This is a genomic window from Runella defluvii, from assembly GCF_014195535.1.
Taxonomy (GTDB): Bacteria; Bacteroidota; Bacteroidia; order Cytophagales; family Spirosomataceae; genus Runella; species Runella defluvii.
Window position 1 is genome coordinate 70,379 of record NZ_JACIBY010000022.1, and the last position, 25,459, is coordinate 95,837.

Consider the following 25,459-nt stretch of genomic DNA (forward strand, 5'->3'; position numbering starts at 1 on the left):
TTCAAAAATTTAGTTGTTCAACAAATACTGGATATTGAGGATGTTTTGGTTCAAATTAAGAATGGCTTGCAAGTAATTCCGCTGAATACTCAAAACCGTTTCTAATCCTTGCAGGTACTCCACATAACCCGCTTCGCCACTTTGATAGGCTTTGGTGGCATTTTTGGAGATAATTTCGGCATTGGGCAAAGCCGTTTGAGTAAAATAATCAAGCAGCGATTGATTAACCCTGTGTTCCTGAATTTGCTGCAAAAGCTGACTATTGAGCTGATTTTTCAGGTATTCAGCATTTTTTTGTTGGATTTGAATATCCGTTTCCGAGGCGTTGATGCGAGCTTTACTGGCTTTGCCAAAAATGGGGATACTTACGCCCAAGGTTACTCCTTGAAAACGGGGTACTCCATTGTAATAAACCGCTTTGTCGTCAACTTGTTGGCTTCCTGTGAGCGATTGTAGAAAATAGCCCGCCGAAAAATCAGGTTTTCGCAGGGCTTTCTCTACGTTTTTATTGGCCGCTGCTATTTCAAGTTGTTGCAACGCTATTTGTAACATTGGGTTTTGGGTGATAAGCGCCGAATCGCTGCTAAAAAGTTTTGAGGGTAAAAACTCATTTTCGGCAAGCGTAAAATCATTATTGAGATTCAAAATGCTTTTTAATTTGATTTTTTCACTCACAATCAAACCATCATTTTGCTTTATTATTTGTACCAACTCCTGCTGTTTGGTTTCGGCAGTCGTTTTTTCCAATAGATTACTCTCGCCCGTTTTGAATTTGAGGCTGGCCGCTTTGACGAATGTTTGTAAATACTCATCTTGCTTTTGAAGTAATTGATTCAGAGCAGTGAGATACAAAATGGTGTTCCAAGACTGCCGAATCTGAAAGGCTATGTCATACTTCGTAGCCACCAATTTCAGTTCGCTACTTTTGATGTATTCATTGATTAAGCCTCTTTTGGCTTGAAACTGAAACGGACTAAACCCTTGCGAAATGCTAAAATTTTGGTCGAAACTACGGGTATTATACTGCCCAAGCATGGCATTGATGTTGGTTTTGGGCAATTCGACCGCCGTTGGTTTTAGCTGATTTTGCAACTTGACGGCCAGTTCATTGGCTTGCACAAGGCCATTGTTTTTAGTACCCAACTCAATGGCTTGTTGGAGATTGAGAGAAGTTTGAGCCTGAACATTTCCGCCCAAAAACAACCCAATTAAGATTATGGCCGATGTAATGTTTGTTTTTTTGCTGGTTTTTATGCCTTTTTCAAGCAATAAATACAAAATCGGCAAAACAATAAGCGTCAGTAAAGTGGCCGTTAATAAGCCTCCAATCACAACAGTTGCCAATGGTTTTTGAACTTCCGCCCCTGAACCGTTGCTTAATGCCATGGGTAAAAAACCCATGGAGGCCACTGCCGCCGTCATGACCACAGGTCGCAAACGAACTTTTGTCCCTTCCCTGATTCTATCCAATACATTGTCCCAACCTTCGGCTTTGAGTTGGTTAAAATAGCCAATCAGCACGATTCCGTTTAGAACCGCCACGCCAAACAAGGCAATGAAGCCAATTCCTGCCGAAATGCTGAACGGCATTCCACGCAACCAAAGCGCAAACACGCCGCCAATGGCAGAAAGGGGAATAGCGGTAAAAATCAATAAAGATTGCTTTACGGAATTGAAAGTGAAGAAAAGTAACACAAAAATCAGCAGCAAAGCCACAGGAACGGCCACCGAAAGGCGTTTATTGGCCTCGACCAAATTTTCAAATTGGCCGCCGTAGGTTACATAATAGCCTTCGGGGAGTTTGAGTTTGGTGTCTATGATGGCTTGGATGTTGTTGACGACGCTTTTTACGTCACGACCACGCACATTTAACCCGATGACGATTCTTCTTCTGCCGTTTTCTCTACTGATTTGGGCCGGGCCTTGCTCAATGCTTACCTCCGCTACTTGTTCTAATGGAATCTGATTGCCATTTGGCAGGCTCACAAAAATATTTTTTACATTAGAAATATCCTGACGAAAATCTTTGTCTAACCGCACCACCAATTCATATCGCCTTTCACCTTCATATACTTTGCCCGTGGCTTCGCCAGCAAAGCCCGTTCTGATTACTTTGTTTAAGTCGCCTACATTTAGGCCATACAAAGCCAATTTATCAGGATTATACCGCACTGTAATTTGTGGCATCCCCGTTATACGTTCTGCTTTTATATCGGCCACGCCTTCAACATTGCCAATTAAGCCAATGGCAGTAGTGGCAGTAGCTGCTAATTTTTCTAAATCTTCGCCGAAAATTTTAATGGCTACATCGCTTCTTACACCTGTCATTAATTCATTGAAACGCATCTGAATCGGTTGTGAAATCTCGAAGCCTACCCCTGGGATTTGCTCCAATTCTTCCTTCATCAAATCAGCCAATTCGTAGAAATCCTGGGTGGTTGTCCATTCTTTTTTAGGTTTTAGAATGACAATCATATCTCCCGATTCAATAGGCATGGGGTCGGTTGGAATTTCAGCAGAGCCAATTTTTGTAACTACTTCCACCACTTCGGGAAACTTTGTTTTCAAAATTTTCTCTAATTTGGTTGATGTTTCAATGCTCATACTCAACGAACTTCCATTAGCATTTCGAAAGGTAATAGCATAATCTCCTTCTTCTAAGGTGGGGATAAATTCACCCCCCATTCTACTAAAAACAAATAAAGCAAAGAAAAACAAAGCGACTGATATACCCAAAATCAAAGCCTTCATGCGCAGGGCTTTGTCTAAAATGGGTTGGTAGAAACGGTAAATGACATTAATGATTTTATCGGAAATAGTCTTTTTATGGTTAATCGTTTTGCTCAAAAACAAAGCCGAAGCCATCGGAACGTAGGTAAGTGACAAAATAAAAGCCCCCAAAATAGCAAACGTAACCGTTTGGGCCATGGGTTTAAACATCTTACCTTCTGTGCCAACCAGTGCCAAAATGGGCAAATAAACGATTAGGATGATGATTTCGCCAAAAGCCGCACTACTTCTAATTTTACTTGATGCACCAAAAACCTCCTCATCCATCTGTTGGGCAGTTAATTGCCCTTCTTTATTCAGGTGCAACCGATGAATAACGGCCTCCACAATAATGACGGCCCCATCTACAATCAATCCGAAATCTATGGCGCCCAAACTCATCAGGTTGCCACTCACGCCAAATAGATTCATCATACTAACAGCAAAAAGCAACGCCAAGGGTATTACTGAGGCTACTACCAAACCTGCACGCCAATTTCCAAGCAATAAAACCAATACAAAAATTACAATCAAAGCGCCTTCAAGTAGGTTGGTTTGCACCGTTCCGATGGCACTGTTCACTAATTTAGTACGGTCAATAAATGGCTCTAAGGCAATGCCTTCGGGCAATGATTTGCGAATTTGCTCCACTTTTTCTTTGGTTCGATTCACCACCGCCGACGAGTTTTCGCCTTTGAGCATCAGCACCATTCCGCCTACTACTTCGCCTTTACCGTCTTTGGTAACCGCCCCATAGCGCAAAGCTGAACCTTCCTGCACCTTTGCCACGTCACGAATCAAAATCGGTACACCATTGTTATTTTTTACTACTATTTTTTCAATGTCAGGAATAGATTTAACCATTCCCAAGGCCCTGATAAAATACACATACGGTTGTTTATCAATATAAGCTCCGCCCGTATTCTCGTTATTTTTTTCGAGGGCATCAAAAACATCCGTAATGGTCACGTTCATACTTTTCAGCCGGTCGGGCTGAACCGCAATTTCGTATTGTTTGAGGCTACCGCCCAAGGTTGTTACTTCTGCGATGCCTGGTGTACCCAACAACTGCGGTTTTACAATCCAGTCTTGAATACTTCGTAGTTTGGAAGCATTATACTGATTTTCAAAGCCTTTTTTGGCATAAATCACATATTGGTAAATCTCGCCCAAACCTGTACTGATAGGCGCTAATTCGGGCGTACCTATGCTTTGGGAAATTTGCCGTTCAGCCTCTTTTAGTTTCTCGCTGATTTGAGTTCTTGCCCAATAAATATCCACATCTTCCTCAAAAACCAAGGTAACGACACTTAATCCAAAGCGGCTGAAAGAACGCATTTCAACGGTTTTGGGAATGGTTTTCATCGTTTGTTCAATGGGATAGGTAATAAACTGTTCCACCTCTTGGGTGGCCAATGTAGGAGCATTGGTAATGACCTGAACCTGATTATTGGTAATATCAGGCAAGGCATCAATAGGCAGGCGGCTGAGGTTATAGATACCTACCAACACCAGTGCCAACGTAAATAAGCCTATGATAAACTTATTTTTTATTGAGAATTGAATGATTTTATCTAACATTTCTTTTGAATCTAATTTTAAAAAATTGATACGAGCGGCGTTCCGCAAATGCCACAAATAATTATCCATGCCGATAGATACCTATCAGCATGAGGAAATGGCAATAAGACTTTTAAAATTAGATTTTAGGCGGTTGCCAGATATTTCCGTAGAAATTGGAAAAGAAAGAATCGTCGTGGAGAATATTTTTTACTCTTTGGGTAAAAAAGGAAGTTTGATTGTCAGGAACTGATACAGGAAAATGAAAACCAAATGAAATGATTGAGCCACAACAAGCACAAAAAGGCGAACATGATTCGGTGGTTTCTTGATGGTCGGTGTAGTTGGTTTGAGATGTTGATATTTTTCCATTATTCAATACATGACAGGCATCATTTCTGCATGGCAGACATGAAAGCACGAGTACATACATGGATAATATGACAGCTAAAATTTTCACACGGCAAATATAAGTTAAAATGTTGTGAAACAGGGTTTCAGAATGACAATTTACATCTAAATTGGAATTACTTAAACCGTAATGTCTGCGCATTAACAGCCACGATAATAGTACTCAAACTCATAAACACAGCCCCAATGGCAGGAGAGATAACTATTCCTGGTATAAAACCCGTGGCTAAGGGTAACGTTATGGTGTTGTAGGCGGTTGCCCAAATTAGATTTTGAATCATTTTTTTGTGCGTGGCACGTCCGAATTGAATCAGGGATGCAACATCTTTTGGATCGCTGTTTACCAAAATAATATCGGCGGTTTCGGCGGCTACGTCTGTACCTGAACCGATGGCGATACCTACGTCGGCTTGGGCAAGAGCAGGAGCATCGTTTACACCGTCGCCAGTCATGGCCACAAACTCGCCTTTTTGCTGTTGTTCTTTTATTTTTTCTAACTTTTGATGAGGCAACACTTCGGCAATGTAGCCCGTCATGCCTAATTTTTCACTGACAGTTTCGGCTACTTTCTGATTATCACCTGTTAGCATAAATGTTTTAATTCCTTGGCTTTTAAGAATTTGAATGGCTTCGGCAGACGATTCCCTGATTTGGTCAGCAAGGGCAATAAAGCCTGCCAATTGGTTATCAATCAACACAAAAACGACCGTTTCAGAGGCATCAGCGACTGCTCCTTCGGGAATATTGAGGTTGTTTTCTCGTAAATAGCCCGGGCTGACAACCAATACATTTTTTCCGCCAACCTTACCCGAAACACCTTTTCCAGTGATTGCCTGAAAATCCTCTACATGGGGAATGGATATATTTTGGGCTTTGGCTTCGGTAATGATGCCCGTGGCAATGGGATGCTCTGAGTTTTGTTCCAACGCTGCGGTAATCGCCAAAAGGTCGTTTTTGGTAAGATTGGGTAAAAAACTTCCTCTACGAGTGACTCCAAAAATACCCGTAGTGAGTGTTCCTGTTTTATCAAAAATAAGCATCGAAATCTTGCGGGCGTTTTCAAAGGCAGTGCGGTTACGAATCAACAACCCGTTTTTGGCGGCAAGGGAAGTAGAAATAGCTACTACCAACGGAATCGCCAAACCCAAAGCATGAGGACAAGAAATAACCATGACCGTAACCATACGCTCCACGGCATACGCCCACGATTGGCCTATGAGAAGCCATGCCGTCAACGTACCAAAACCCATTACTAAGGCAACAATGGTAAGCCAAAATGCAGCACGGTCGGCCAGCCGTTGGGTATTTGATTTGGTATTTTGGGCATCCTGCACCATTTGAATCACTTTTGCCAGATACGTACCCTCACCCGTTTGCTCTACTTTAATTTCGAGTGAACCGTTACCATTTAATGCTCCTGCTATCACTTTCGTACCGACTTGTTTGAGGACGGGGGCGGATTCTCCCGTAAGCATGGACTCATTGAGGTAACTTTCTCCTTTTAAAACTGTACCGTCCACAGGAATCTTTTCGCCTGGGCGTACCAAAATCCGAAAGTCTGGTTTTACTTCTTTCAAAGGCATATCGTGTATCATCTCCCCGTGCATCACGTGAGCTTCGGCAGGAATCATCTGTACCAAAAGTTCGAGGGCTTTGGAAGCATTGGCAACTGAACGCATTTCGAGCCAGTGACCCAATAACATAATTACAATCAGCGTAGCCAATTCCCAAAAGAAATCCATGCCTTGAAACCCGAAAACAGTGGCTACACTATATACAAATGCAATAGTAATGGCCATAGCAATTAGGGTCATCATGCCAGGGCGACGACTTTTGAGTTCATCCATACACCCTTCTAAAAATGGTTTCCCGCCATACCAAAACAATACCGTCGAGAGTGCCAAGAGTAGGTATTTTCTTCCCATGAATTCCAACTGAAAGCCCAACCAATGCTGAATCATGTCAGATAGCACTAAAATTGGGATTGTCAATCCTAAGCTTACATAGAACCGCCGTTTAAAATCTTCAATCATGGCTGAATGATTATGCCCTATTTCGCCGTGTTTCGGATTACTCCCATACCCTGCGTGACTCATGTCGTGCTGTGAATGATCCATCGGCTTCATGTCCATCTTTTTGGCATTGCCTTTATTCCTATTGGTATCGTTGGACGAGTGATGATGTGAGTGTTCCATGGTATTAGCGATTGGAAAGAGATGTTTGAGGGGTAACTTTCTTTTTTCTACTCAAAAAAAACAGCCAAAATCCAGAGGAAATAGTCAATAACCCCAAAATTGAAAAAGCCCGTAACAACCCGTTACCAAAGTGGTTTCGGGTTTGGTAATCCATGGTGTGTAGCATCCACAGAAAATCAAAGATGCGCCATTTGTTGTTTCTAAACTTCTGAACAGTACCTAATTCAGTGCTTACATAGACCGTTGTGTTAGAAGGGTGGTCGAAAGTGATAGCGAAGGCTGGTAAGGGTTCTGCTCTGTATTCGTGATGTCCGTTGGTGGGGTTAGGTATTCAACCGATTTCACCTTTGCGTCATCAGTAAAATTGCGTTGAGCTACTTGAACCGCTTCGGTTTTATTCAATGCGGGTCTCAATTCACCCGAAACGGCGTTGGCTAATTGGATTTTTTTGCCTCGGTCATGCTCTTTGGAATAGGTGATTTGATAGACAGGTTCGCTCAAAACCTGAATCAAGTGCGTATCGAAAATAAAATTGACTGTATCCTTTGCTTTGAGTTTTTGTAAAACATCATACAGCGGAGCCAGTTGAACATTGCCTCCCACGGGATGGATATGGGCTTTTTGATGGTCACCATGGACATCGTCCAAATCTGACCAACTGAAATACAGTCCGCCCAGTGTCCAAAACAAGAATTGAACGCCAAGAGCCACCCCTAAATAGCGGTGGCTCTTGCGAATTTTACGGTGCAGTTCCGCTCGTTTCATCAGAGCGTTTCTTTGACTTTACCGCATTTGAGCATCATATCTCCAAAGTACGGATTGGCGATTTCTTTTTTCTCACTCAACCAATAGCCGCCCTTATTACCGTTGGCCATCGGGCAGAAATCATAATAAACAGGGCTGCCTGGTTTTGCCATTTTTGCGGCGGCATATATCCCTGCGGTGAGCGTACCGAGTTGAGCACGTTGGGTATCAATGTCCGATGATTTAGCAATGGAATCTGCCGCTTTCAGTGCATCAGCACTCACCATTTTTTCGGCTTTTTTTAGTGCAGCCGAAAGGGCTTTTGCTTCGACTGCGGTAGTTTTTGCATCTGAGGCAACCAGAGCATTTTTAACCTTGTAATAAGCTGTCAAAACGGGGTCAATACCCATGTTCATTTTGCTCATATCATGACCTTCATGTTGAGCAAATGTTATTCCTGAAATTAAAAGTGCAAGGATAAGAATGATTGTTTTTTTCATTGTTTTGAATTGTTTGATTGTAAAAAATAATTGATTGAAAGTGAAAGAGTTTTAATCTTAACAACAAGTTTGGTTTTGTTGAATGGGTGGACAAGGCATATCGCCATAGCTACAATAGACGCAACAATCACCATCTTTGGGCTTCAAAACAGTTTTACACTGCTCACATTCATAAAAGAATTGACAAGCGTTGGTAGGCATGGCTTCTATTTTTTGATGACCACAGCTTGGGCAGGTGATTTCAGATTGCAAAATGATAGCGGTCACCATAGTTTTATTTTTTTGCTCTGAATAATTCTAACGTTCCAAATACAGTACGGTATTTTTTCAAAACCTTAGCACTCAAAAAGCCTGCTTCAAGCAAGTAGGAGGGCATCAGACCCGATACGTTATCACGGGTTGTTTTGAAGCCGTCCAAGAGTTGCACACCATAAAACAATCCCCTCATCAGGCTATTTTCGGCTTTGCCCCAATCGGCGATGTACAACTCACCGTCAAATTTCAATACCCGTTTGATTTCTTGGAAGGCTTTCGCTTTCTGAATGGGGGTGAGGTGATGAAATACCAAACTTGAAATCACTCGGTCAAATGTTTCATCGGGATAAGGCAGTTTCATACCGTCATATTGATCAAGACGAATAGGGTAGGGGAAATCCTTTAATTTGTTCTTGGCAATTGCCAGTACTTCTGCATCTACATCCACACCCGTCACGAAAGCCGAAGGGTATTTCGATTTAGTCATCATCGAAAGCGTAGCCGTTCCACACCCAAAATCAAGGACATGGAATTCGGTTTCGATACCCGCTTCTATGATAAGGTCTTGTTTAAATAGTCTTTCGGGCGTTGTCCATTGAATCAAAGGGTCATATATTTTCGTCAACCAGTTGAATCGTAGGGCGGGGATGTAGGTGGTGTCGCTCATAGATACTCTCGTTTTAATGCTTATGCTCCATGCCTCCACTGTGCATTTTATTCATATCGGCAATAAACGCTTCTGCCGCTTTGGCCGCCGCCTCGTTTTTATCAGTACGAGCCACTTCTGCTGATTTTTTTGCTGACTCAATGGCCTCGCTGTGTTTACCAGCTTTCATTTGGATTCGGGCTTGGGTCATCAAAAAATTAGCTTTGGCTTCTTGTGCCGTGGCTTGCTGAATCCACGAAAGAGCTTGGTTTATGTCCTTATCATTTTCGTAGTAATAGTTAGCCGCTTGAAACAACAGCATGGGGCGAGTGCCTTTTTCATCTACAATTTTCTTCTTGATGTCTGTCATAATTTTTTCATCGGCAGTCGTTTGAATTGGAATTTTTATGGAAGTGTTTTCCCAAGTCAAATACAGATTGGCATTGTTTTTTATGATGTCCTGAATATCAATCGTAAAGGCTTCATAATAGCGATTAGTAGCTTCGGATTTTGCCTTGAAGCGCACCAAATCTTTTGCTTGGTCATATCCACCTGTACCGTGCATGGTGGTATCACGGTTTAGTACAATCGTCCATTCGTCAGCACTGGGAATGGAAAAAAGCGAATAGTTTCCTGCGGGTACTTTTTGACCACCAATGGTAAGGCCTTCGCTAAATTTAATGGTTGAGCAATCCCCTGCGCCCGTTCGCCAAAGTTCGCCATTATACGGCACTAAGCTGCCCATAATTTTGCGTCCACGAGCCAGAGGGCGTTCGTACTTTATAGTGATTTGAGTAAAACCTACTTGCTGGGTAAAGTGGGCTTCGGGGCTGGCTGGGGGGAAGTTTAATTGGGCATTTGCCGAAAGGCTTGCCGTTAAAAATGCGAGAATAAGTAATTTTTTCATTGGGTTTTGATGTTTATAGAGAGTGAAAAAAGTCAGGTGGACAATTATTGCCACCTGACTTTTGAGTTTAGTGTTTCATGTGGCTACCGTCTGCCTTTTTAGCCATATCTTTATTAAAACAATGGATAGCGCAGGCAACACCTTTTAAGCTATCGTGTACGTTTCCAATTACTTTTCCTTTGGCATCTACAATGTCACAAGTTTCATCTGGATTGTCTTTTATCGTGAATAGTAGCTGGCCTTGTGCATTGTAATATGTTTTGCCGTCTTTGCCCATTCTACCCATTTTTTTGTTGGTCTTGGCATCTATCAAGTTACCCTCGCCGTCCACAAAGGCAATTTTGTGACCGTCATGGTCTTTGATGATTTGGTCTTTGGTTACCAGCCCTACACTTGTGCCTTTGCTGTCCATAATTTTGCCGTCTTTGCCAATACTCATGGGTTGTTTGTAATTGGCTTGGGCAAAGACAGAAATTGAAACGATTGACAATAGGGCGATAAAAGCCCCGATTCGGAATAATTGGTTTGTTTTCATTTTGATTGAAATTGATTGTTAATTAAAATTTAAAAATTGGTTTACTTCTGAAAAGTTACGAATAGAATCAGGCCCACTAAAATGACAATAATCAGCCATCTGAGATACTTTTTCCACTTTTGAGGGGTGGCTCATTTCCTGTTTTACAACATTCTTTCATGGTACTTACATTTTATGACCCTCCATTGGGTTACTCCCTTTTTTGAAGATATACTCGCTATTGAGCAGATACGCCCCTGACACTACCACCTTTTCGCCCACGTGTAAGCCATTCGTAATTTCGGTATAGTCTTTATTTGTCATGCCAACGCTTACCATGCGACTTTCAAAAGCACCAACAGCGTTTTCTAACCAGACCGTAACGCCGTTTGTGTCTTGAATCAGGGCGTTAGTGGGTACAGCAATGGTATTTTTTACCTTGCCTTTCAGGGTAATGTAGGCTTGCATGCCTGTCTGATACTCCCGTTTGCTGTTCGGAATATCCACCCGAATCGTGACGATTTTACTTGAAGGTTGCAGCTCAGGATTGACGAAATTAACCCGCCCATTGATGATGCGGTCGGCGTAATACGGAATCTCCACAAGCGCATCCTTGGTCTGATTCAGGAATGGCAATTCTGTTACGTACAATTGTGCCTCCGCCCAAAGTGTACTAAGGTCAGAGAGCTTCAATACAGTACTTCCTTCGCTTAGGTATGAACCTTCTTCTGCAAGAACCTCACTCACTACACCTGCGTATTGGCTATTGACAGTCAGCTTGTTGTTGGGTTGTTCTGACTTCTCCAATTCAGCAATTTGAGCATCACTCATGCCCCAAAGCAACAATTTATTCTTGGCGGCTTCAACCAACTGTTTGAAGTTAATGTCTATGTCTTTCAGCACTTTTTGTTTTTGCGAAGCAATCAAGAAATCCCGTTGCGAAGCCGAGAGTTCTTCGCTGTATATCTCATAAATGGGCTGTCCTACTCGCACAAACTCACCTACATTGCGTACCAACAACCTTTCAATACGTCCGGGTATCCGAGCCGTGACGGTTGATAGTTTGTCTTTGTTTTCTGTAAGTACGGCTGCCAGCGTAATTTCTTCACCGAGTGGCCGCAGGACTACCGTTTCTACCTGTACATTTGCCAGTTGTTTCTGCTGGTCACTTAGTTTTAACCCCTGATTTTTCATGTTGGGGTCAATGACAATCTTGGTCAAAGCCATCTTGCAAATCGGACAAGTGCCAGGCTTTTTTTCCATAACCTGTGGATCCATTGAGCAGGTATAAAATACATTATCGGCTACTTTTTCAGTGCTTTTTGGTTTGCAAGATTCCCAAAGTACCGTTAGCCCTATTAAACCTGCGGTATTGATAAATGCTCGTCTTTTCATCGCATTGAGAGGTCGTTAGATTTTACAAAACTTTCGCTGTCCATGAGAAATTGGGCATTTTTAGCAATCGTATCTTGGCTCGAAAGACCAGACAACACCTGAATCCAGTTGCCTTCTTGCAAGCCCGTTTTGACGGTACGGGAGAGGAACGCTCCTTTCGTCTGTACAAATGCTGTTTTGGTTCTGCCCATATCAAGCAAGGCTGTTGTTGGTACCCACAAAGCGGCCTGACTGCCAGCATTGATAGAGGCTTTGACCAGTGAACCAATTTTTAATTTTTCGTTTGGATTGCTCAGATATACCCTCGCCCGTGGGTTGCGATTGTTGGCAGAAATCATGGGTTCGAGGTAGTTTACTTTGCCAAAAAGCTGGATTTCTTCATTGTTTTCCAACATAATCATAACCGTCTGTCCTACTTTTACTTTGGGTATATCAGTTGGATAAAATTCAAGCATTGCCCAGACCGTACTCGTGCTTTGTACCTCGAACAAGCGTTGTCCTTTTTGCACGTACATCCCTTCTTTAAGGGTTAATTCGCCGTTTTGAGCGGTGGGTGGTGGAGCAATTGCTGAACCAGTTTTGGAGCTGCCCATACCGCTACTCATGCTGCTTCCACCCGAAGGCATTGGGGCTGATCCTCCAACTCCACGCTCGACAATCACACCACTATACGGGCTGTAAATGCTCAATTGAATCGTTGGCTTTTTACTTTGTTCAACAGTCTTGATTTGCTCAGAAGTTAGGCCCAACAGCGATAATCGTTGTCTGGCACTTTCTATTAAGTTTTGATTATCAGCATCGTTTTGTAAAAGAAAAATTAAGTTTTGTTGGGCTGTTACAATTTCGGGACTGTAAATGTCCATGATTTTCTGTCCCTTGCTCACTGCTTGGAACGGATACCGCACGTACAGTCGCTCAATACGACCGCCAAAGCGGGTGGCAATGCTGTTTAAAGCCCGTGCATCATAACTCAAAAAACCAAAAGCATTGACCACCAGTTTTTGGGAGCGTTGCTCAGGTTGGGTGGTTTTTACGCCACTCAATACATACTCATAAGTGGGCTTCACCAGAATCGCTAAACTATCATCAGGAGAAAGAGTTTCTCCCTCGGCAGCACCCCCTTTTTTTACTAAGTCCATCCCGCAAATTGGGCAAGAACCCGCTTGGCCTTTCTGAATTTGGGGGTGCATGGGGCAGGTGTAAACTACTTTTTCAGTTGAGGCAGTTTGTTTTTTCTCGACCAAATCCATCCCACAAACAGGGCAGGAACCGGGCTTGTCGTAGGTTTTTGCGCCCTCGCATTTCATAGTACAGTAATATTTCTTGCCTACTTTCTTCATCTGCCCCATCATTACCGTTGCTGTATCGCTGTGGGTTTGGTGGTTAGTCACTTTTACCAAATCCATCCCGCAAACAGGGCAAGAACCTGGCTTATCATAGGTTTTGTTGCCTTCGCATTTCATGGTGCAGGCATACACATCTTTCGGCTTGTCTTCTCCTTTTTGGAAATATTGGTTGACATACTGACAACCTGATAAACCAACGAGTAAGACAAGAATGAACCAAACGAGGCGGTTATCTTTTTTCCAATTCTTTTTCATATTCTACTTGGGCTTGTAGTAATTGTTGCAACAAATCCAGTTGGTTCATACGAGCCATTTTTAGCTCCATCCACGCATCGAGTACCATAAACAATTCGTCGGTATTCTGTTCATAGGCTAATAAGGTGCTTTGGTAGCGTTTCCGTAGTGTGGGGATTTGCTCGTTGTCGTACTGTTTGATTTGAGCTTGGTACGATTGCATCATGACTTGACGGTCTGCCAAATTTCCCAAAATCTGATTGGTCAAGCCTTCTCGCTGTTTATTGTAGGCTTGTCGCTGATAATCAAGTCCTTTGATATTGGCCTTGATTTGGCGGCTGGACCACTTGGCAAATGGAATTGTGACCATGCCCATGAGCGTAAACTGCCATTGGTTGCCAAAAGCGAACATGTGGCCGTACTGCACTCCAAACATAGGTTTGAGTTTCTGAAATTCCACCTCCTGTTTGTAGCGAGAAATGGTTAAGCTTTGGTCAATCACCTTCAAATCACTGCGGTTGATTACAGATATGGTATCCAAATTTAACGGAGTGTTTGGGTACAGATAGGCCAAAGAAAGCGTATCAATCTGAAAATCAGCGGCTCGGTCTTGCAGCATGAGCGTGTTGAGCATTACTTTTTGTTGACGAATATCACCGTCGAACATCAGGTTCATGCGATCTAAATCTAAGAGGGCAGCTTTGGCTTTGTAGATGCTACTTAATTTTTCTTGGTTGTATTTGTACCGAACCTCTGCCGACTCAATCATGTATTTGAGTAGATTCTGGCTCTCTTTCAAGACATTTTTTTTCTTTTCCAACACTAACCAACGATAATAAGCCATTTTAGCTTCGGCAAAAAGCATATTCCTCATCACGCCTTTTTGAGCGGTTTCCATACCTGACATGGATTTCATATAGCGTTCATCGGCATCAAGCATTTTACGATTGGGAATCATCTGTTCTCCCTGAATCATAAAGGAACCCATGCCCTGATTCATGCCTTCGTGGTATAATGCACCCGCCCGACTCCACATCATATAGTTGTACGGGGTCATAAAGAATCCTGCCCCAAATTTGGGAGCTTCCCAGTTTCGAGCACCTTCGGCGTAAGCATCTAATTCTTTCACTTTGGCATCCATCATTTTCAAATTGGGGTGTGTTTGCTCAATTTGATGGAGTATCCCGCTCAAATTCAGTTTTTGTTGCGCTTCGCAAACAATAGTATAGAGCGATAACCCTACTACTAACCATGGCTTTTTACTCTTTAACATCATAAAGTTCAATTTTTCCGTATCGTTTAAGTTCCCATTCTTTGGTCATCTCAAACACAACGGGTGTAACTAATAGCACATAAATTGTAGAAGTAATGGTGCCGCCAATAAGTGGAATTGTAATGGGCAGCATCACATCTGAACCTACGCCGGTTGCCCACAGAATCGGAATCAGACCAAACAAAGAAACGGAGACGGTCATGAGCTTGGGGCGAAGCCGTTGGGCAGCTCCCCGAATCACATATTCACGAATATCCGCATTGGTGATGGTATCTTTTGAATTACCATTGGCAGCGACCAAATTTTGCATGGCTTCGTTGAGATAAATCGTCATGAGCATAGCGGTTTCGATAGCCATACCGAACAAGGCAATGAAGCCCACCGCCACCGCCACCGAAAGATTAACCCCGTAGAAATACACCATATATACCCCGCCAATGAGGGCAAATGGCACGGTAATCATGGTAATAAGTGCCTCTTTCATCGAATTATAAGTGAAATACAATACGAAGAAAATAATGACCAGCACGATTGGCAGGATGATTTTAAGGGTGTGATTAGCTCGGATTTGGTTTTCCCACTGCCCGCTCCATTCGATAAAATACCCTTTGGGTAATTTTTTTACCGAAGATTCCAATTTCTTCATAGCTTCCTCTACCGTACTTCCCAAGTCTCGATCTCTGACATTGAAAAGTACCGTACCCCGAAGCATGGCATTTTCTGAGTTAATCATTGGGGGGCCTTCTGAAATTTTCACCTCCGCAACGGCATCCAGGGGAATAGGCCCGTAGCCTGCCGTTTGAACCTGCATTCGTTTCAAGGCTTGAATATTGTTTCGGAAGTCTTGGGCAAAACGAGCATTGACCGTAAAACGCTGACGACCTTCTACGGTAGTAGTCAGAATCATACCTCCCAGGGCACTTTCTACAATCATGTTTACGTCATCCACGCTCAGTCCATAACGCCCGATTTCTTCCTTTTTGACAATTATATCAATGTACTTACCTCCTGTAATGGGTTCAACATATAAGTCTTTTACTCCGTCAATGCCTTCCAATTGCTTTTTGAGCATCTGCGAAACTCGATTGATTGAATCTAAACTTTGCCCGTACACCTTCAATCCCACATCGGTACGAATTCCCGTTGAAAGCATGTTAATGCGATTGATGATGGGTTGCGTCCAGCCATTCGTTACCCCCGGGATTTGCAGTTTGGCATTCAATTCGTTGATGATGTCATCTTTGGTTTTTCCTTCCCGCCATTCGCTTTTTGGTTTGAGCAGTACTATCGTTTCTAACATACTGATGGGTGAATTGTCGGTGGCGGTATTGGCTCGACCCGCCTTTCCCATAACGTGACTAACCTCGGGGACTGTTTTTATCAATTTGTCTTGGACTTGCAGCAACCGTTTTACTTCTGAATTGGATACGTCAGGAAGAGTAACGGGCATAAAGAGCAGCGAACCTTCGTCGAGTGGTGGCATAAACTCTGTGCCCAAGTTGAGCATCATCGGAACACTAACAGCCAATGCCAACAGATTGATACCAATAGTAGTCTTGCGGTATTTTAAGCACCATTTTAGAATAGGTGTATAGATTTTTTCGAGAAATCGGTTGATTGGATTGGCACTTTCAGGTTTTAATTTTCCTCTAAGTAACAAGACAATCAATATGGGAGTTAGGGTAATTGCCAAAAACGCATCAACGAGCAGGATAAATGTTTTGGTCCATGCCAAAGGGGAAAACAGTTTGCCTTCCATACCCGTCAGTAAAAAAACAGGTAAGAAGGAAGCAATCGTCACAATCGTCGAAAAAAATACCCCGGGTCCTACCTGTTTCGATGATTTTTCGATAATCTCCGACCGTTCATCGTGGGTAAGCGGGTCTTTTGAGATCCGAAATTTATTTTTAAACCAACTCATAGATTTTGATTTTTTTCTTTATCCAATTGGGCTTCCGAAAGATGCCGATACGCATTTTCAACCATCACGATGCCGTCATCTACCACCACGCCAATAGCCAAAGCAATGCCCGTTAGCGACATGATGTTTGAAGAGATACCAAATGCATTGAGCAGGATGAAGCCAATTGCCACTGAAATCGGTAACTGTATCAGAATGATTAAGGCACTGCGCCAGTGCAGCAAAAAGATGAGAACTACAATCGAAACAGTTATCATTTCTTCAATCAACGTTCCTTTTACTGACGCTACGGCCGCTTCAATCAACTCGCTGCGGTCATAGGAAACCTTGAATTTCACGTTTGGCGGAAGCCCTTTCTCAACCTCCTTCATTTTGATTTTTACATCTTTGATGACTGCATCGGCATTTTCACCGTAACGCATCACCACGATACCGCCTACGACTTCGCCTTCACCATCTACATCGAAAATACCCAAACGGAGTTCTCCGCCCATTTGAACTGTTGCCACATCTTGCACCCGCACAGGAACGGAGCCATAATTTCCTATGGGTATATCCTCAATGTCTTTGACATTTTTTATATACCCCAATCCCCGCACGATGTAGGCCATGTCCGACATTTCAAATTTTCGACCGCCCACATCATTGTTATTCTTACGGATGGAATTGAGTACATCCATGAGCGGCACGTTGAAATAATTGAGCTTATAGGGGTCAATGTTGATTTGGTACTGTTTTCCAAACCCACCGAACGAAGCTACTTCGCTTACTCCTTTTACGGTTTGTAAGGCAAATTTGACGTACCAATCCTGTAAAGCCCGTTGCTCGCCTAAGTCCATGCCTGGGGCTTCGAGGTGATACCAAAAAATATGTCCAACGCCCGTGCCATCGGGTCCCAATGTGGGTGTAATGCCCTGTGGAAGTAGTCGTTGCGCATAATTGAGCCGTTCCAAAACCCGAGTTCTTGCCCAATAGACATCTACATTGTCCTCAAAAATGACGTAAACAAAACTCATCCCAAACATGGAAGTCCCCCGTACATTTTTGATGTTAGGAATACCTTGCAGGTTGGAAACCAATGGGTAAGTGATTTGGTCTTCGATAAGCTGAGGACTGCGCCCCATCCACTCGGTAAAGACGATAACCTGATTTTCAGAAAGGTCAGGGATAGCATCAATGGGGTTGTTTCGGACGGAATACACGCCCCATCCAAACAGACCCAACGCCATTACAATCACGATTAATTTGTTGTGCAGGGCAAAATGGATGAGTTTTTCTACCATAATATTTTCAAATTCATTTTTGCTTGTTATATCTTTTATTTTTCAGTTAAAACCATTCCTTTAATGATGGCATTGTCTTCCCACACGCAAAAGGCTTGCTGTTCATTAAGAATAGACACTTTTGGAAACCTGCCTGTGCCCAAACTTGTTGGTTCTTTTTGCCCAGATTGACTCAACCAGATTTGCCCTTGATTTTGCCAAGCGATGAATGTGCTTACACTACTGGTCGCAATAGAGGCATTTCGACCTTGGGCAAGGAATTGTTCTGGTTCGCCTAATGTTGCTGTGAACAACTGATTCTCACGCCGCCACACAGAGGCTAATACGCCGTTTTTATTCAAACTAATCCCTCCACCATCCATTGGACAGGCGTTCAATTTCCATGTTCCATTTCCCATTTTTATGGCAGGCTGAAAAGTGTTTCCGCCATCTTTTGAAGTCGTTACGTACATATCCCGTGAACCACCAATCCAGTTCCTGAACATCACAACCACCTGTTTGTCTTTCATAATAATGGAGGGCTGGCAACACTCACAGACTGTCGAATCGGGTGAACGATAGATAAGTTTATTCTTTCCCCACGTTTGACCACCATCCGTAGAAATTGCACCAAAAATTTTATTCTTTTTGTCGTCCCGCAGGTCAAGCCAAATCACAAAAAAAGTACCCTTACCATCACTCGCTAAGGCATTGAAACCCTCTTTGGCGATTTCTGGTACATCGTTGATAATAAGGCGGTTTTGCCACTTTCCCATTTTACGATTAAGCACATATGCATACAAATCGCCCTTCTTGTCTATGGCGGTAATCACTGTGGAAAGACGAGAAGAGGCGATTTGTGGACCCCTTGACACCCCCAAATGCAGTCCTTGCAGACTATCAACCAGAACAGGTGAAGTAAAAGACAGACCTTTATTTTTTGAATCAGTGTAATAAAACGCATTGCCTTTTCCAAATACCATTTCTATGGATTCGTTTTCACCGATGCAAATGGCAGGCTGAATGCCTTTCGTTTGGAATAAAACGTGTTGCCCACGAGCAACCGAAGAACCAATGACAAGTACCAGAAGAATTCTACTAAACATGGTATTGAATGGTTTAAAAAGCATGAATCAAAGTATAATTAGATTGTTATTTCACTTCAAAATTGAGCATCATTCCGTCGTCTTCGTGTTCGAGGTTGTGGCAATGGAAAACGAATTTTCCAGTATGCTCGAATTTGACAATGATGCGAACTTTCTCGCCTGGCATTGCCAAAACAGTATCTTTCAAACCTTTTTCGTGCGGCAAAATGTTGCCCCGTCCGCCCGTTCGACTGATTACCTGAAAGAAAGTGCCGTGCAGGTGCATGGGGTGAGGCTCGTCGCCCTTGGTGTTGTCAAACTCCCAGATTTCGGTACTGTTCAGGGTTACACTTTCGTCAATGCGGTTGCTGTTGAAAACCTTGCCGTTGATGGTGTGCATTCCTTTCATGGCCATTGAGCCTCCATGCCCACCAGAACCCATATCCATCATCACACCAATATCGAACGTGCGGGTTTTTATGGCAGAAGCAGCAGAAATACTTGTTAAGGAGTTTAACAAAGTCGGTATTTTGAAGGTGTCTGTTTCGGCTTTGTTCACAGTAAACTTCATGATTTTGAAGCTCTGGCTACCCTGAGAACTTACACCCGAAAAAGAATTACTTTGCAGAAACACGTCGCTATTGAGGGCTACTTTGCTAAAATCCACTAACAAATCAGCTCTTTCGCCTGGGGCAAGCAATAGGCTCATTACCGTTTCAGGGGCAGCAAGTAAGCCGCCATCCGATCCGATAACCATGAAAGAATTGCCGTTACTCAATGCCAAGCTATAAATCCTTCCATTAGAACCATTCACGATTCGTAAACGATAGGTTCGGGTAGTTACATTTTGAACGGGTGCATTTGCCCCATTTACTGTAATGGTTTCACCCATGTAGCCAATCATTACCTCTTCCAACGTGGGGCTGTACATAATTGCCCCGTTAGTGTCCAATCGTTTATCTTGAATTACCAACGGCAATTCGTAGTTGCCCGAAGGAAGATTTAAGGCTTTTTCCTCTGGGCTTTCAACAATAAACATTCCTGCCAAACCCATAAACACCTGTTTGCCTGTTTTCTCGTGTGGGTGCGGGTGATACCACGCCGTGCTCGCCGTCTGATCTATTTTGAAAGTATAGTTAAATGACTGTCCCGCCATAACCATTTGGTCGGGATGTCCGTCCATCGAAGCAGGGACAAGCAGGCCGTGCCAGTGAATATTGGTTACTTCCGAAAGCCCGTTGGTAAACGGAATCGTAACTGTACTGCCTCGCTGCACCCGAAAAGTAGGCCCTAAAATACCGTTTTTGTAACCTAACACTTGCTCGGTTTTGCCTGCCAAAATTGCTGCGCTTTGGCTGCGGGCATTCAGTGCTGTGCCCGAAGTAATAGTTTCGGGAATGGGTAAAACCGTCGTAAATGCGCCTTCAACCACGGTAGGGGCAGTTACCATATCCATTGCCGCCATGTCGTGATTCATACAACCAGACAACAAACTCTCGCCGACCAGCACTCCCGCCGTTCCCAATCCAAGTGTTTTTAAAAAATCGTTCCGTTTCATGTTTTTGTTTTGTTATTATACCTCGTCCAATGGCTTCCTTTTCTTATCCCGAATTTTTCTAAACTGACTCGGGGTCATTCCTGTAATGGACTTGAATTGTGTTGAGAGATGAGCCACACTACTGTAATTAAGTAAATCAGCAATTTGCGAAAGGGTCAACTCATCATAGACCAGTAGCTCTTTTACCCTTTCTAATTTCTGATTGATCAAATATTGCTCGATGGTAATTCCCTCCACTTCTGGAAAAAGTGTACTAAGGTATCGGTAGTCTCGGCTTACTTTTTCGGTGATATAGTCAGAATGTTTCATCCGACGAAGACCATCGTTTTGGAGGTGAACCAACTCAACGATGGCCGTCTTGACTCGTTCAATAAGCTGCTGTTTTTTATCGCTCAACAACTCAAAATCATGTGCTTGCAATCGCTCCGAAATTTGATTGAGTTGCACTTCGGTGGCAGGTTTTTCGAGGACAACTTCACCCAATTCGATTGTTAATACTTGGTGTCCAAGTGCTTCGAGTTCTTGACGAACCACGGTTTTACAGCGACTGCACACCATATTTTTGATGTACAGTTTCATAAGGTTTCTAAGAAACGTAGGTAGAATAACATGGTAGATTAGATAAATCTTGGTGGAAAAAGAAAAACACCAACAGGCAACCCCAAAGGTCGCCATCAGCTCACAAGTGGCTTTTTATCTAATCAGATTAGGAAAGATTGTACAAAAATGAGCATACTACGCCCATGAAGTGGCGGAGCAGCACTATAAAAATGAGGTAAGCGAAACGAAACAGTTTGGTTAATCCAAGCCGCCGAAGAGGAATAAATAAGGGGGGAAATAGAGGCCAAATCAATATGCTGGCTCACGAAATGAACGGAACTGCCGTCAGCCGAAGGGGTCTGGATTTTGTAGTAAGAAACTTTGTCCGAACAGCATTTGCTACGCTTAAAACTATCTCCACACCCAGACTTTTTATGACTGGCTTTGTGGATTGCTTTCTGACATTTTTCTTCGTGAACAAAAGAAATAGTCTTTGTTCCCTTCATCAAACACCAATGCTCATACATAGCAAATCCTGTGCTGGCGAACAGCACTTGGATAGCTAAGTAAAGGCAAAAGGTACGTCTGATGAATTGTTTCATTATACTATGCTTTGATAACGACAAATGTACGAAGAGGCAAGTATATGAAAGGTTATATTTTTATCGTTACTTTTTACATAATTTTCAGATTATATGAGTGTAACTGCCAACACTCATTTCCTTTAAGACGATTCTTGCTTTTTAAATAGGTAGAGACCGAATGCCCTTCTCGGCCAAAGAAATGGCTGATGTTAGTAATAAAATGATAAAGCAATTGTAGGAAGAGGTTTTAATATTAAAGTAGTCTCACAAAGTCATTGAAAATTGAATATTTATTACTTACGATAACATTAAATTATCGTAAGTAATAATACCTTTGTAAAAAACTTAAAATTATGTCCAGAGAAGAACTTGAAAAACTCATATATGTCAAACATCCCCACAAACAGACGGGAGAGAATCAAATAGATTTCTTGTTATCAAGGGTTGACGATAATTTCGATTTTTGGCTGCTGTCTATGAATTTTGGAAATGCTTCATATCGCTATATGAGCCTTGCCAGAGGTGAAGAAACGATAGAAGATTTTGAAGAATGGCTTGAAGGACTTCCCGAAAACATAAGAACGCATTTTGAAGAAGAAGGATTTGAAGCGTCTAAATCCGCCTGGCCTTTTCGCCGTCATGTGATGGAGCGTCGTGATATTGGGATGGATGAATATATCAAAAGATTATTGCGTCCAGCAGATTGGGAAAAGTGGAATGAATACAAAAAAAGCGATGGTGATGACCAATGAAATCACGGAGATTGAGATAGGTCGGTCTTCCCCTGTCAGTGAAGTGCTTTCCCAAAAAATGGCTGGCTACGCCCGCAAGGGTTTAGAGGGGGCGACCAATACCCAACGGGCCTATAAATCGGACATTAGGAATTTTAAAAACTGGTGCGTTGAACATGACCAGTCTGAATTGCCTGTTTCAGCCATAACATTAGCGGCGTATGTGTCACACTTAGCCGATACTCATAAGTGGGCCAGCATCAATCGAAAATTGGCGGCGATTAGCAAGCTACACGAACTAAACAATTTGGACTTGCCGACCAAAGACAAAGCTTTTCGTGCAGTGATGGAAGGCATCAAGCGTACCAATGGCGTTCGACAAAAACAAGCTCCTGCTTTTAAGATGAAGGAGTTGAAAACTATTTTGCAAGGAATAGACACGACTACCAACGCAGGTTTGCGTGATAAATGCTTGTTGCTGATTGGCTTTGTAGGAGCTTATCGGAGATCAGAGTTAGTAAGTTTGAATATTGAGGATGTTGTATTTAATGACGATGGAGTAATCATATCCTTGTCTAAAAGCAAAACCAATCAATATGGAGAATCAGAGGAGAAAGCCTTTTTTTATAGCCCCGAGGTTAATTTTTGCCCCATTCGTAACTTAAAACAGTGGATTGAGCGTTTGGAGGGACCCACTGGTCCATTGTTTGTACGTGTTCGGAAAGGGGATAAAATCACAGAAGAACGACTCAATGACATGACCGTTTATGATACAGTCAAAAAGTATATAGGTGGCCGATATTCGGCACATTCCTTACGGGCATCTTTTATTACCATTGCTAAAATCAACGGGGCTGATGACTCAGAAATTATGCGCCAGTCTAAGCACAAGACGAGTGTGATGATTCAACGCTATACCCGTATTGAAGACATCAAGCAGCACAATGCCGCTACGAAATTGGGGCTTTAAAACGAAAATAGGATTAGCCCTCCTTTGTAAAAGTAGGGAGATTTAATTTAGATACTTCTACATAAATATCATCTTCGTCGCTAAATATTCCACCTGTTTTATTCTTTCGAATTCGGTAAATTTGATCAAGATTAATTTTGATGCTGTCAATTTGCTGAGGACTATCAGGGTTTAATCTAACGTCAATACCAATACTATCTTGACCAACAAGCAAATTAGAGATGGCATCTTTATGGATATAGATGTTGGCTAAATACCATCGTTCATTCAATTTTTCAGATGAGGTGTGCTCATAATAATTAGCCATAAGGAAGTAATGATTTGATTCATCACTTAAATCTATAAGTACCTGTTGGAGAATAGATTGCAATTTTAAATCAGCCATATTTAAATCAGCATTATTCTGCAAAGAACGGATTTTTTATCTTTTTCAATCACTTCTTCATTAGTTTTCTTTTTAAATCTTCATTTTCTGCAACATTGGTTGTAATTGCCCCATTTTCCGAAAGCAAGGCTGAAATCATTTTTTGGATTGATATAAGGCACGGCTACGAAGTTGGTACTATAAGCTGAAAGAATTTTACGAATTAGGTAAAGCACTTTGATTATCCATTCTAATCAAAATGATAATCCCTGAAATAATGGTCAATACACCTATAAATGTAATGGACATATTTATACCGAAGGCATCAGCAAGTGTACCAGTCAATAATGCCCCTATGGCATACCCTAAATCCCGCCAAAAACGAAATGTTCCTAAACATTCGGCTCGTTGCGTTGGATTAGTGTAATCCGCAATGGAGCTTAGAAATGTTGGATAAACCAGTGCAGTCCCCAGCCCCAAGGTGACTCCTATGAGTATAAAATGGGTAAATGTAAAAGCCCAAGTCAAAAACATAATCGCCAAGCCTTGTATCAGCATCCCCCAGAATAGAAGCAGTCTTTTGGAATAAATATCAGATAATCTTCCAGTAAATAACTGACTGATTCCCCAAACCGAAGGATACACTGCTGAAATCACTCCAATGGTAGTAGACCCGAAGTGTTGGGTGAATAACAGTAAAGGGAGAAGGCCCCATATCATACCGTCGTTGAGGTTGTTGATTAGACCTGCTTGGGTAATGGAACTCAATGATTTATGCCGAAAGGAGGTATCTAAAAAAGGATGGAGGAGAGGAACTTTGTTATTTAATAGTGTTTCTTTTAATACATAATGTCCTGTGTCTTTGACCTTAAAAATGCTTATTCCAAGCCCTAAAAACGAAAACAAAATACCGATATAAAAAGGGTATGGTCTAACGCCATATTGCTCGGCAAGAAATCCAGTCAGAAAAGCAACTATCCCAACAGATAGATACCCCGCAAACTCGTTGATACCGACTGCCAAGCCACGGTTTTTGTCGCCCACAAGGTCTATTTTCATCACAACTGCTATGCTCCACGTCAATCCTTGGTTAATGCCGAGTAAAATATTAGTTAGCACAATCCATGTCCAACTTTCGGCATATATTAGCATAAAAGGAATAGGTAACGCAAAAAACCAGCCCAAGACAAGTAATTTCTTTCGACCGAAAACATTTGCCCATTTGCCCGTAAAATAATTACAGATTGCCTTTGTGATTCCAAAAGTAGTGATGAATGAAAAAATGGCCGTCTTGGACGTAATGCCAAATTCCTGTTCAGCAAGTTGTGGCAAAACAGTACGTTCAAGACCAAGCATTCCCCCTACAAAAGCATTGACAATAACTAAATACGAAAATTGTTGCCAGTTCTCTCGTAACCCCTGTTGTATATTTTTCATAGTCCTACTGAATGGCGCAACGGTTCGCTCCCGCTTCTAAATCAGCCAGAGAATAACCAGAGGCGTCGGCATTTCGATTGATTTCGGCGATTTGTAAATAATTTGCAGGAGTAGGTGGCAATTTTGACAAAACAGTTTCGATAAACATCTCTTTTTCAAGAGATAACATTGTGATTGACTTTTTGATTTGACCTAAGCTCGATGAAATAATTCCTTGCCCGATTTCAATTGACTTTGAGGTATGGGCAGGTAGAATTT

The 25,459-nt window shown here is 42.3% G+C and carries 23 protein-coding genes; 2 read left to right on the plus strand and 21 right to left on the minus strand.

All coding sequences use genetic code 11. From position 1 onward, the window contains the following. Positions 1-9: 9 nt before the first annotated feature. From FHS57_RS29130 to FHS57_RS29210, 18 genes are all read right to left on the minus strand, one after another. Positions 10-4,350, minus strand: a complete 4,341-nt coding sequence (locus tag FHS57_RS29130) for a CusA/CzcA family heavy metal efflux RND transporter (protein WP_183979958.1) — start codon at positions 4,348-4,350, stop codon at positions 10-12. A 118-nt stretch (positions 4,351-4,468) separates the two neighbouring features. After that, positions 4,469-4,882 carry a DUF6660 family protein gene (locus FHS57_RS32125; RefSeq protein WP_310587023.1) on the minus strand — a complete coding sequence of 138 codons (414 nt, stop codon included), beginning with the start codon at positions 4,880-4,882 and terminating at the stop codon, positions 4,469-4,471. Further along, positions 4,857-6,935: a copper-translocating P-type ATPase gene (locus FHS57_RS29135; protein WP_183979919.1), complete on the minus strand. Its 2,079-nt coding sequence runs from the start codon at positions 6,933-6,935 to the stop codon at positions 4,857-4,859. Before FHS57_RS29135 ends, FHS57_RS32125 begins: the two co-directional genes overlap by 26 nt. Before the next feature lie 231 nt (positions 6,936-7,166). Beyond that, complete coding sequence (locus FHS57_RS29140; protein WP_310587024.1) at positions 7,167-7,700, minus strand: hypothetical protein; 534 nt, start codon at positions 7,698-7,700, stop codon at positions 7,167-7,169. Beyond that, positions 7,700-8,179: a DUF3347 domain-containing protein gene (locus FHS57_RS29145; protein ID WP_183979921.1), complete on the minus strand. Its 480-nt coding sequence runs from the start codon at positions 8,177-8,179 to the stop codon at positions 7,700-7,702. Before FHS57_RS29145 ends, FHS57_RS29140 begins: the two co-directional genes overlap by 1 nt. Positions 8,180-8,236: 57 nt before the next feature. Continuing rightward, positions 8,237-8,449 carry a GDCCVxC domain-containing (seleno)protein gene (locus FHS57_RS31910; protein ID WP_183979923.1) on the minus strand — a complete coding sequence of 71 codons (213 nt, stop codon included), beginning with the start codon at positions 8,447-8,449 and terminating at the stop codon, positions 8,237-8,239. Positions 8,450-8,453: 4 nt separating this feature from the next. Further along, complete coding sequence (locus tag FHS57_RS29155; RefSeq protein ID WP_183979925.1) at positions 8,454-9,101, minus strand: class I SAM-dependent methyltransferase; 648 nt, start codon at positions 9,099-9,101, stop codon at positions 8,454-8,456. Positions 9,102-9,114: 13 nt separating this feature from the next. Next, on the minus strand, positions 9,115-9,987 hold the full coding sequence (locus FHS57_RS29160) for a DUF2911 domain-containing protein (RefSeq protein ID WP_183979927.1): 873 nt from the start codon (positions 9,985-9,987) through the stop codon (positions 9,115-9,117). A 67-nt stretch (positions 9,988-10,054) separates the two neighbouring features. Then, positions 10,055-10,522 carry a 5-fold beta-flower protein gene (locus FHS57_RS29165; protein ID WP_183979929.1) on the minus strand — a complete coding sequence of 156 codons (468 nt, stop codon included), beginning with the start codon at positions 10,520-10,522 and terminating at the stop codon, positions 10,055-10,057. Positions 10,523-10,687: 165 nt separating this feature from the next. Then, positions 10,688-11,896 carry an efflux RND transporter periplasmic adaptor subunit gene (locus tag FHS57_RS29170; protein ID WP_183979931.1) on the minus strand — a complete coding sequence of 403 codons (1,209 nt, stop codon included), beginning with the start codon at positions 11,894-11,896 and terminating at the stop codon, positions 10,688-10,690. Next, positions 11,893-13,497 carry a heavy metal-binding domain-containing protein gene (locus FHS57_RS29175; RefSeq protein ID WP_183979933.1) on the minus strand — a complete coding sequence of 535 codons (1,605 nt, stop codon included), beginning with the start codon at positions 13,495-13,497 and terminating at the stop codon, positions 11,893-11,895. The genes FHS57_RS29170 and FHS57_RS29175 overlap by 4 nt, the downstream gene beginning before the upstream one ends. Then, positions 13,472-14,752, minus strand: a complete 1,281-nt coding sequence (locus FHS57_RS29180; RefSeq protein ID WP_229601489.1) for a TolC family protein — start codon at positions 14,750-14,752, stop codon at positions 13,472-13,474. Before FHS57_RS29180 ends, FHS57_RS29175 begins: the two co-directional genes overlap by 26 nt. Further along, positions 14,736-16,670, minus strand: coding sequence for an efflux RND transporter permease subunit (locus FHS57_RS29185; protein WP_183979935.1), 1,935 nt, complete (start codon positions 16,668-16,670; stop codon positions 14,736-14,738). The genes FHS57_RS29180 and FHS57_RS29185 overlap by 17 nt, the downstream gene beginning before the upstream one ends. Further along, positions 16,667-17,953 carry an efflux RND transporter permease subunit gene (locus FHS57_RS29190; RefSeq protein WP_183979937.1) on the minus strand — a complete coding sequence of 429 codons (1,287 nt, stop codon included), beginning with the start codon at positions 17,951-17,953 and terminating at the stop codon, positions 16,667-16,669. Before FHS57_RS29190 ends, FHS57_RS29185 begins: the two co-directional genes overlap by 4 nt. Before the next feature lie 35 nt (positions 17,954-17,988). Beyond that, a complete protein-coding gene (locus FHS57_RS29195) occupies positions 17,989-19,038 on the minus strand; it encodes a sialidase family protein (protein ID WP_183979939.1) in 1,050 nt (349 codons plus the stop codon). A gap of 46 nt (positions 19,039-19,084) precedes the next feature. Beyond that, a complete protein-coding gene (locus tag FHS57_RS29200; protein WP_183979941.1) occupies positions 19,085-20,575 on the minus strand; it encodes a multicopper oxidase family protein in 1,491 nt (496 codons plus the stop codon). A gap of 15 nt (positions 20,576-20,590) precedes the next feature. After that, on the minus strand, positions 20,591-21,154 hold the full coding sequence (locus FHS57_RS29205; protein ID WP_183979943.1) for an AraC family transcriptional regulator: 564 nt from the start codon (positions 21,152-21,154) through the stop codon (positions 20,591-20,593). A gap of 122 nt (positions 21,155-21,276) precedes the next feature. After that, positions 21,277-21,717, minus strand: a complete 441-nt coding sequence (locus FHS57_RS29210) for an HYC_CC_PP family protein (protein ID WP_183979945.1) — start codon at positions 21,715-21,717, stop codon at positions 21,277-21,279. Positions 21,718-22,052: 335 nt separating this feature from the next. Here FHS57_RS29210 and FHS57_RS29215 point away from each other — a divergent pair, with 335 nt between their 5' ends. After that, the gene (locus tag FHS57_RS29215; RefSeq protein WP_183979947.1) at positions 22,053-22,451 is read left to right on the plus strand and encodes a hypothetical protein; all 399 of its coding nucleotides are present in this window, start codon (positions 22,053-22,055) and stop codon (positions 22,449-22,451) included. Beyond that, complete coding sequence (locus FHS57_RS29220) at positions 22,417-23,400, plus strand: tyrosine-type recombinase/integrase (protein WP_183979949.1); 984 nt, start codon at positions 22,417-22,419, stop codon at positions 23,398-23,400. Before FHS57_RS29215 ends, FHS57_RS29220 begins: the two co-directional genes overlap by 35 nt. Before the next feature lie 13 nt (positions 23,401-23,413). Here the strand turns inward: FHS57_RS29220 and FHS57_RS29225 are convergent, their stop codons facing one another. The 3 genes from FHS57_RS29225 to FHS57_RS31715 all read right to left on the minus strand — a co-directional run. Then, positions 23,414-23,785, minus strand: coding sequence for a hypothetical protein (locus tag FHS57_RS29225; protein ID WP_183979961.1), 372 nt, complete (start codon positions 23,783-23,785; stop codon positions 23,414-23,416). Positions 23,786-23,980: 195 nt separating this feature from the next. After that, positions 23,981-25,201: an MFS transporter gene (locus FHS57_RS29230; RefSeq protein ID WP_183979951.1), complete on the minus strand. Its 1,221-nt coding sequence runs from the start codon at positions 25,199-25,201 to the stop codon at positions 23,981-23,983. A 4-nt stretch (positions 25,202-25,205) separates the two neighbouring features. Then, positions 25,206-25,459 (minus strand): hypothetical protein (locus FHS57_RS31715; RefSeq protein WP_221225761.1); only part of this gene is annotated, 254 nt, incomplete at its 5' end.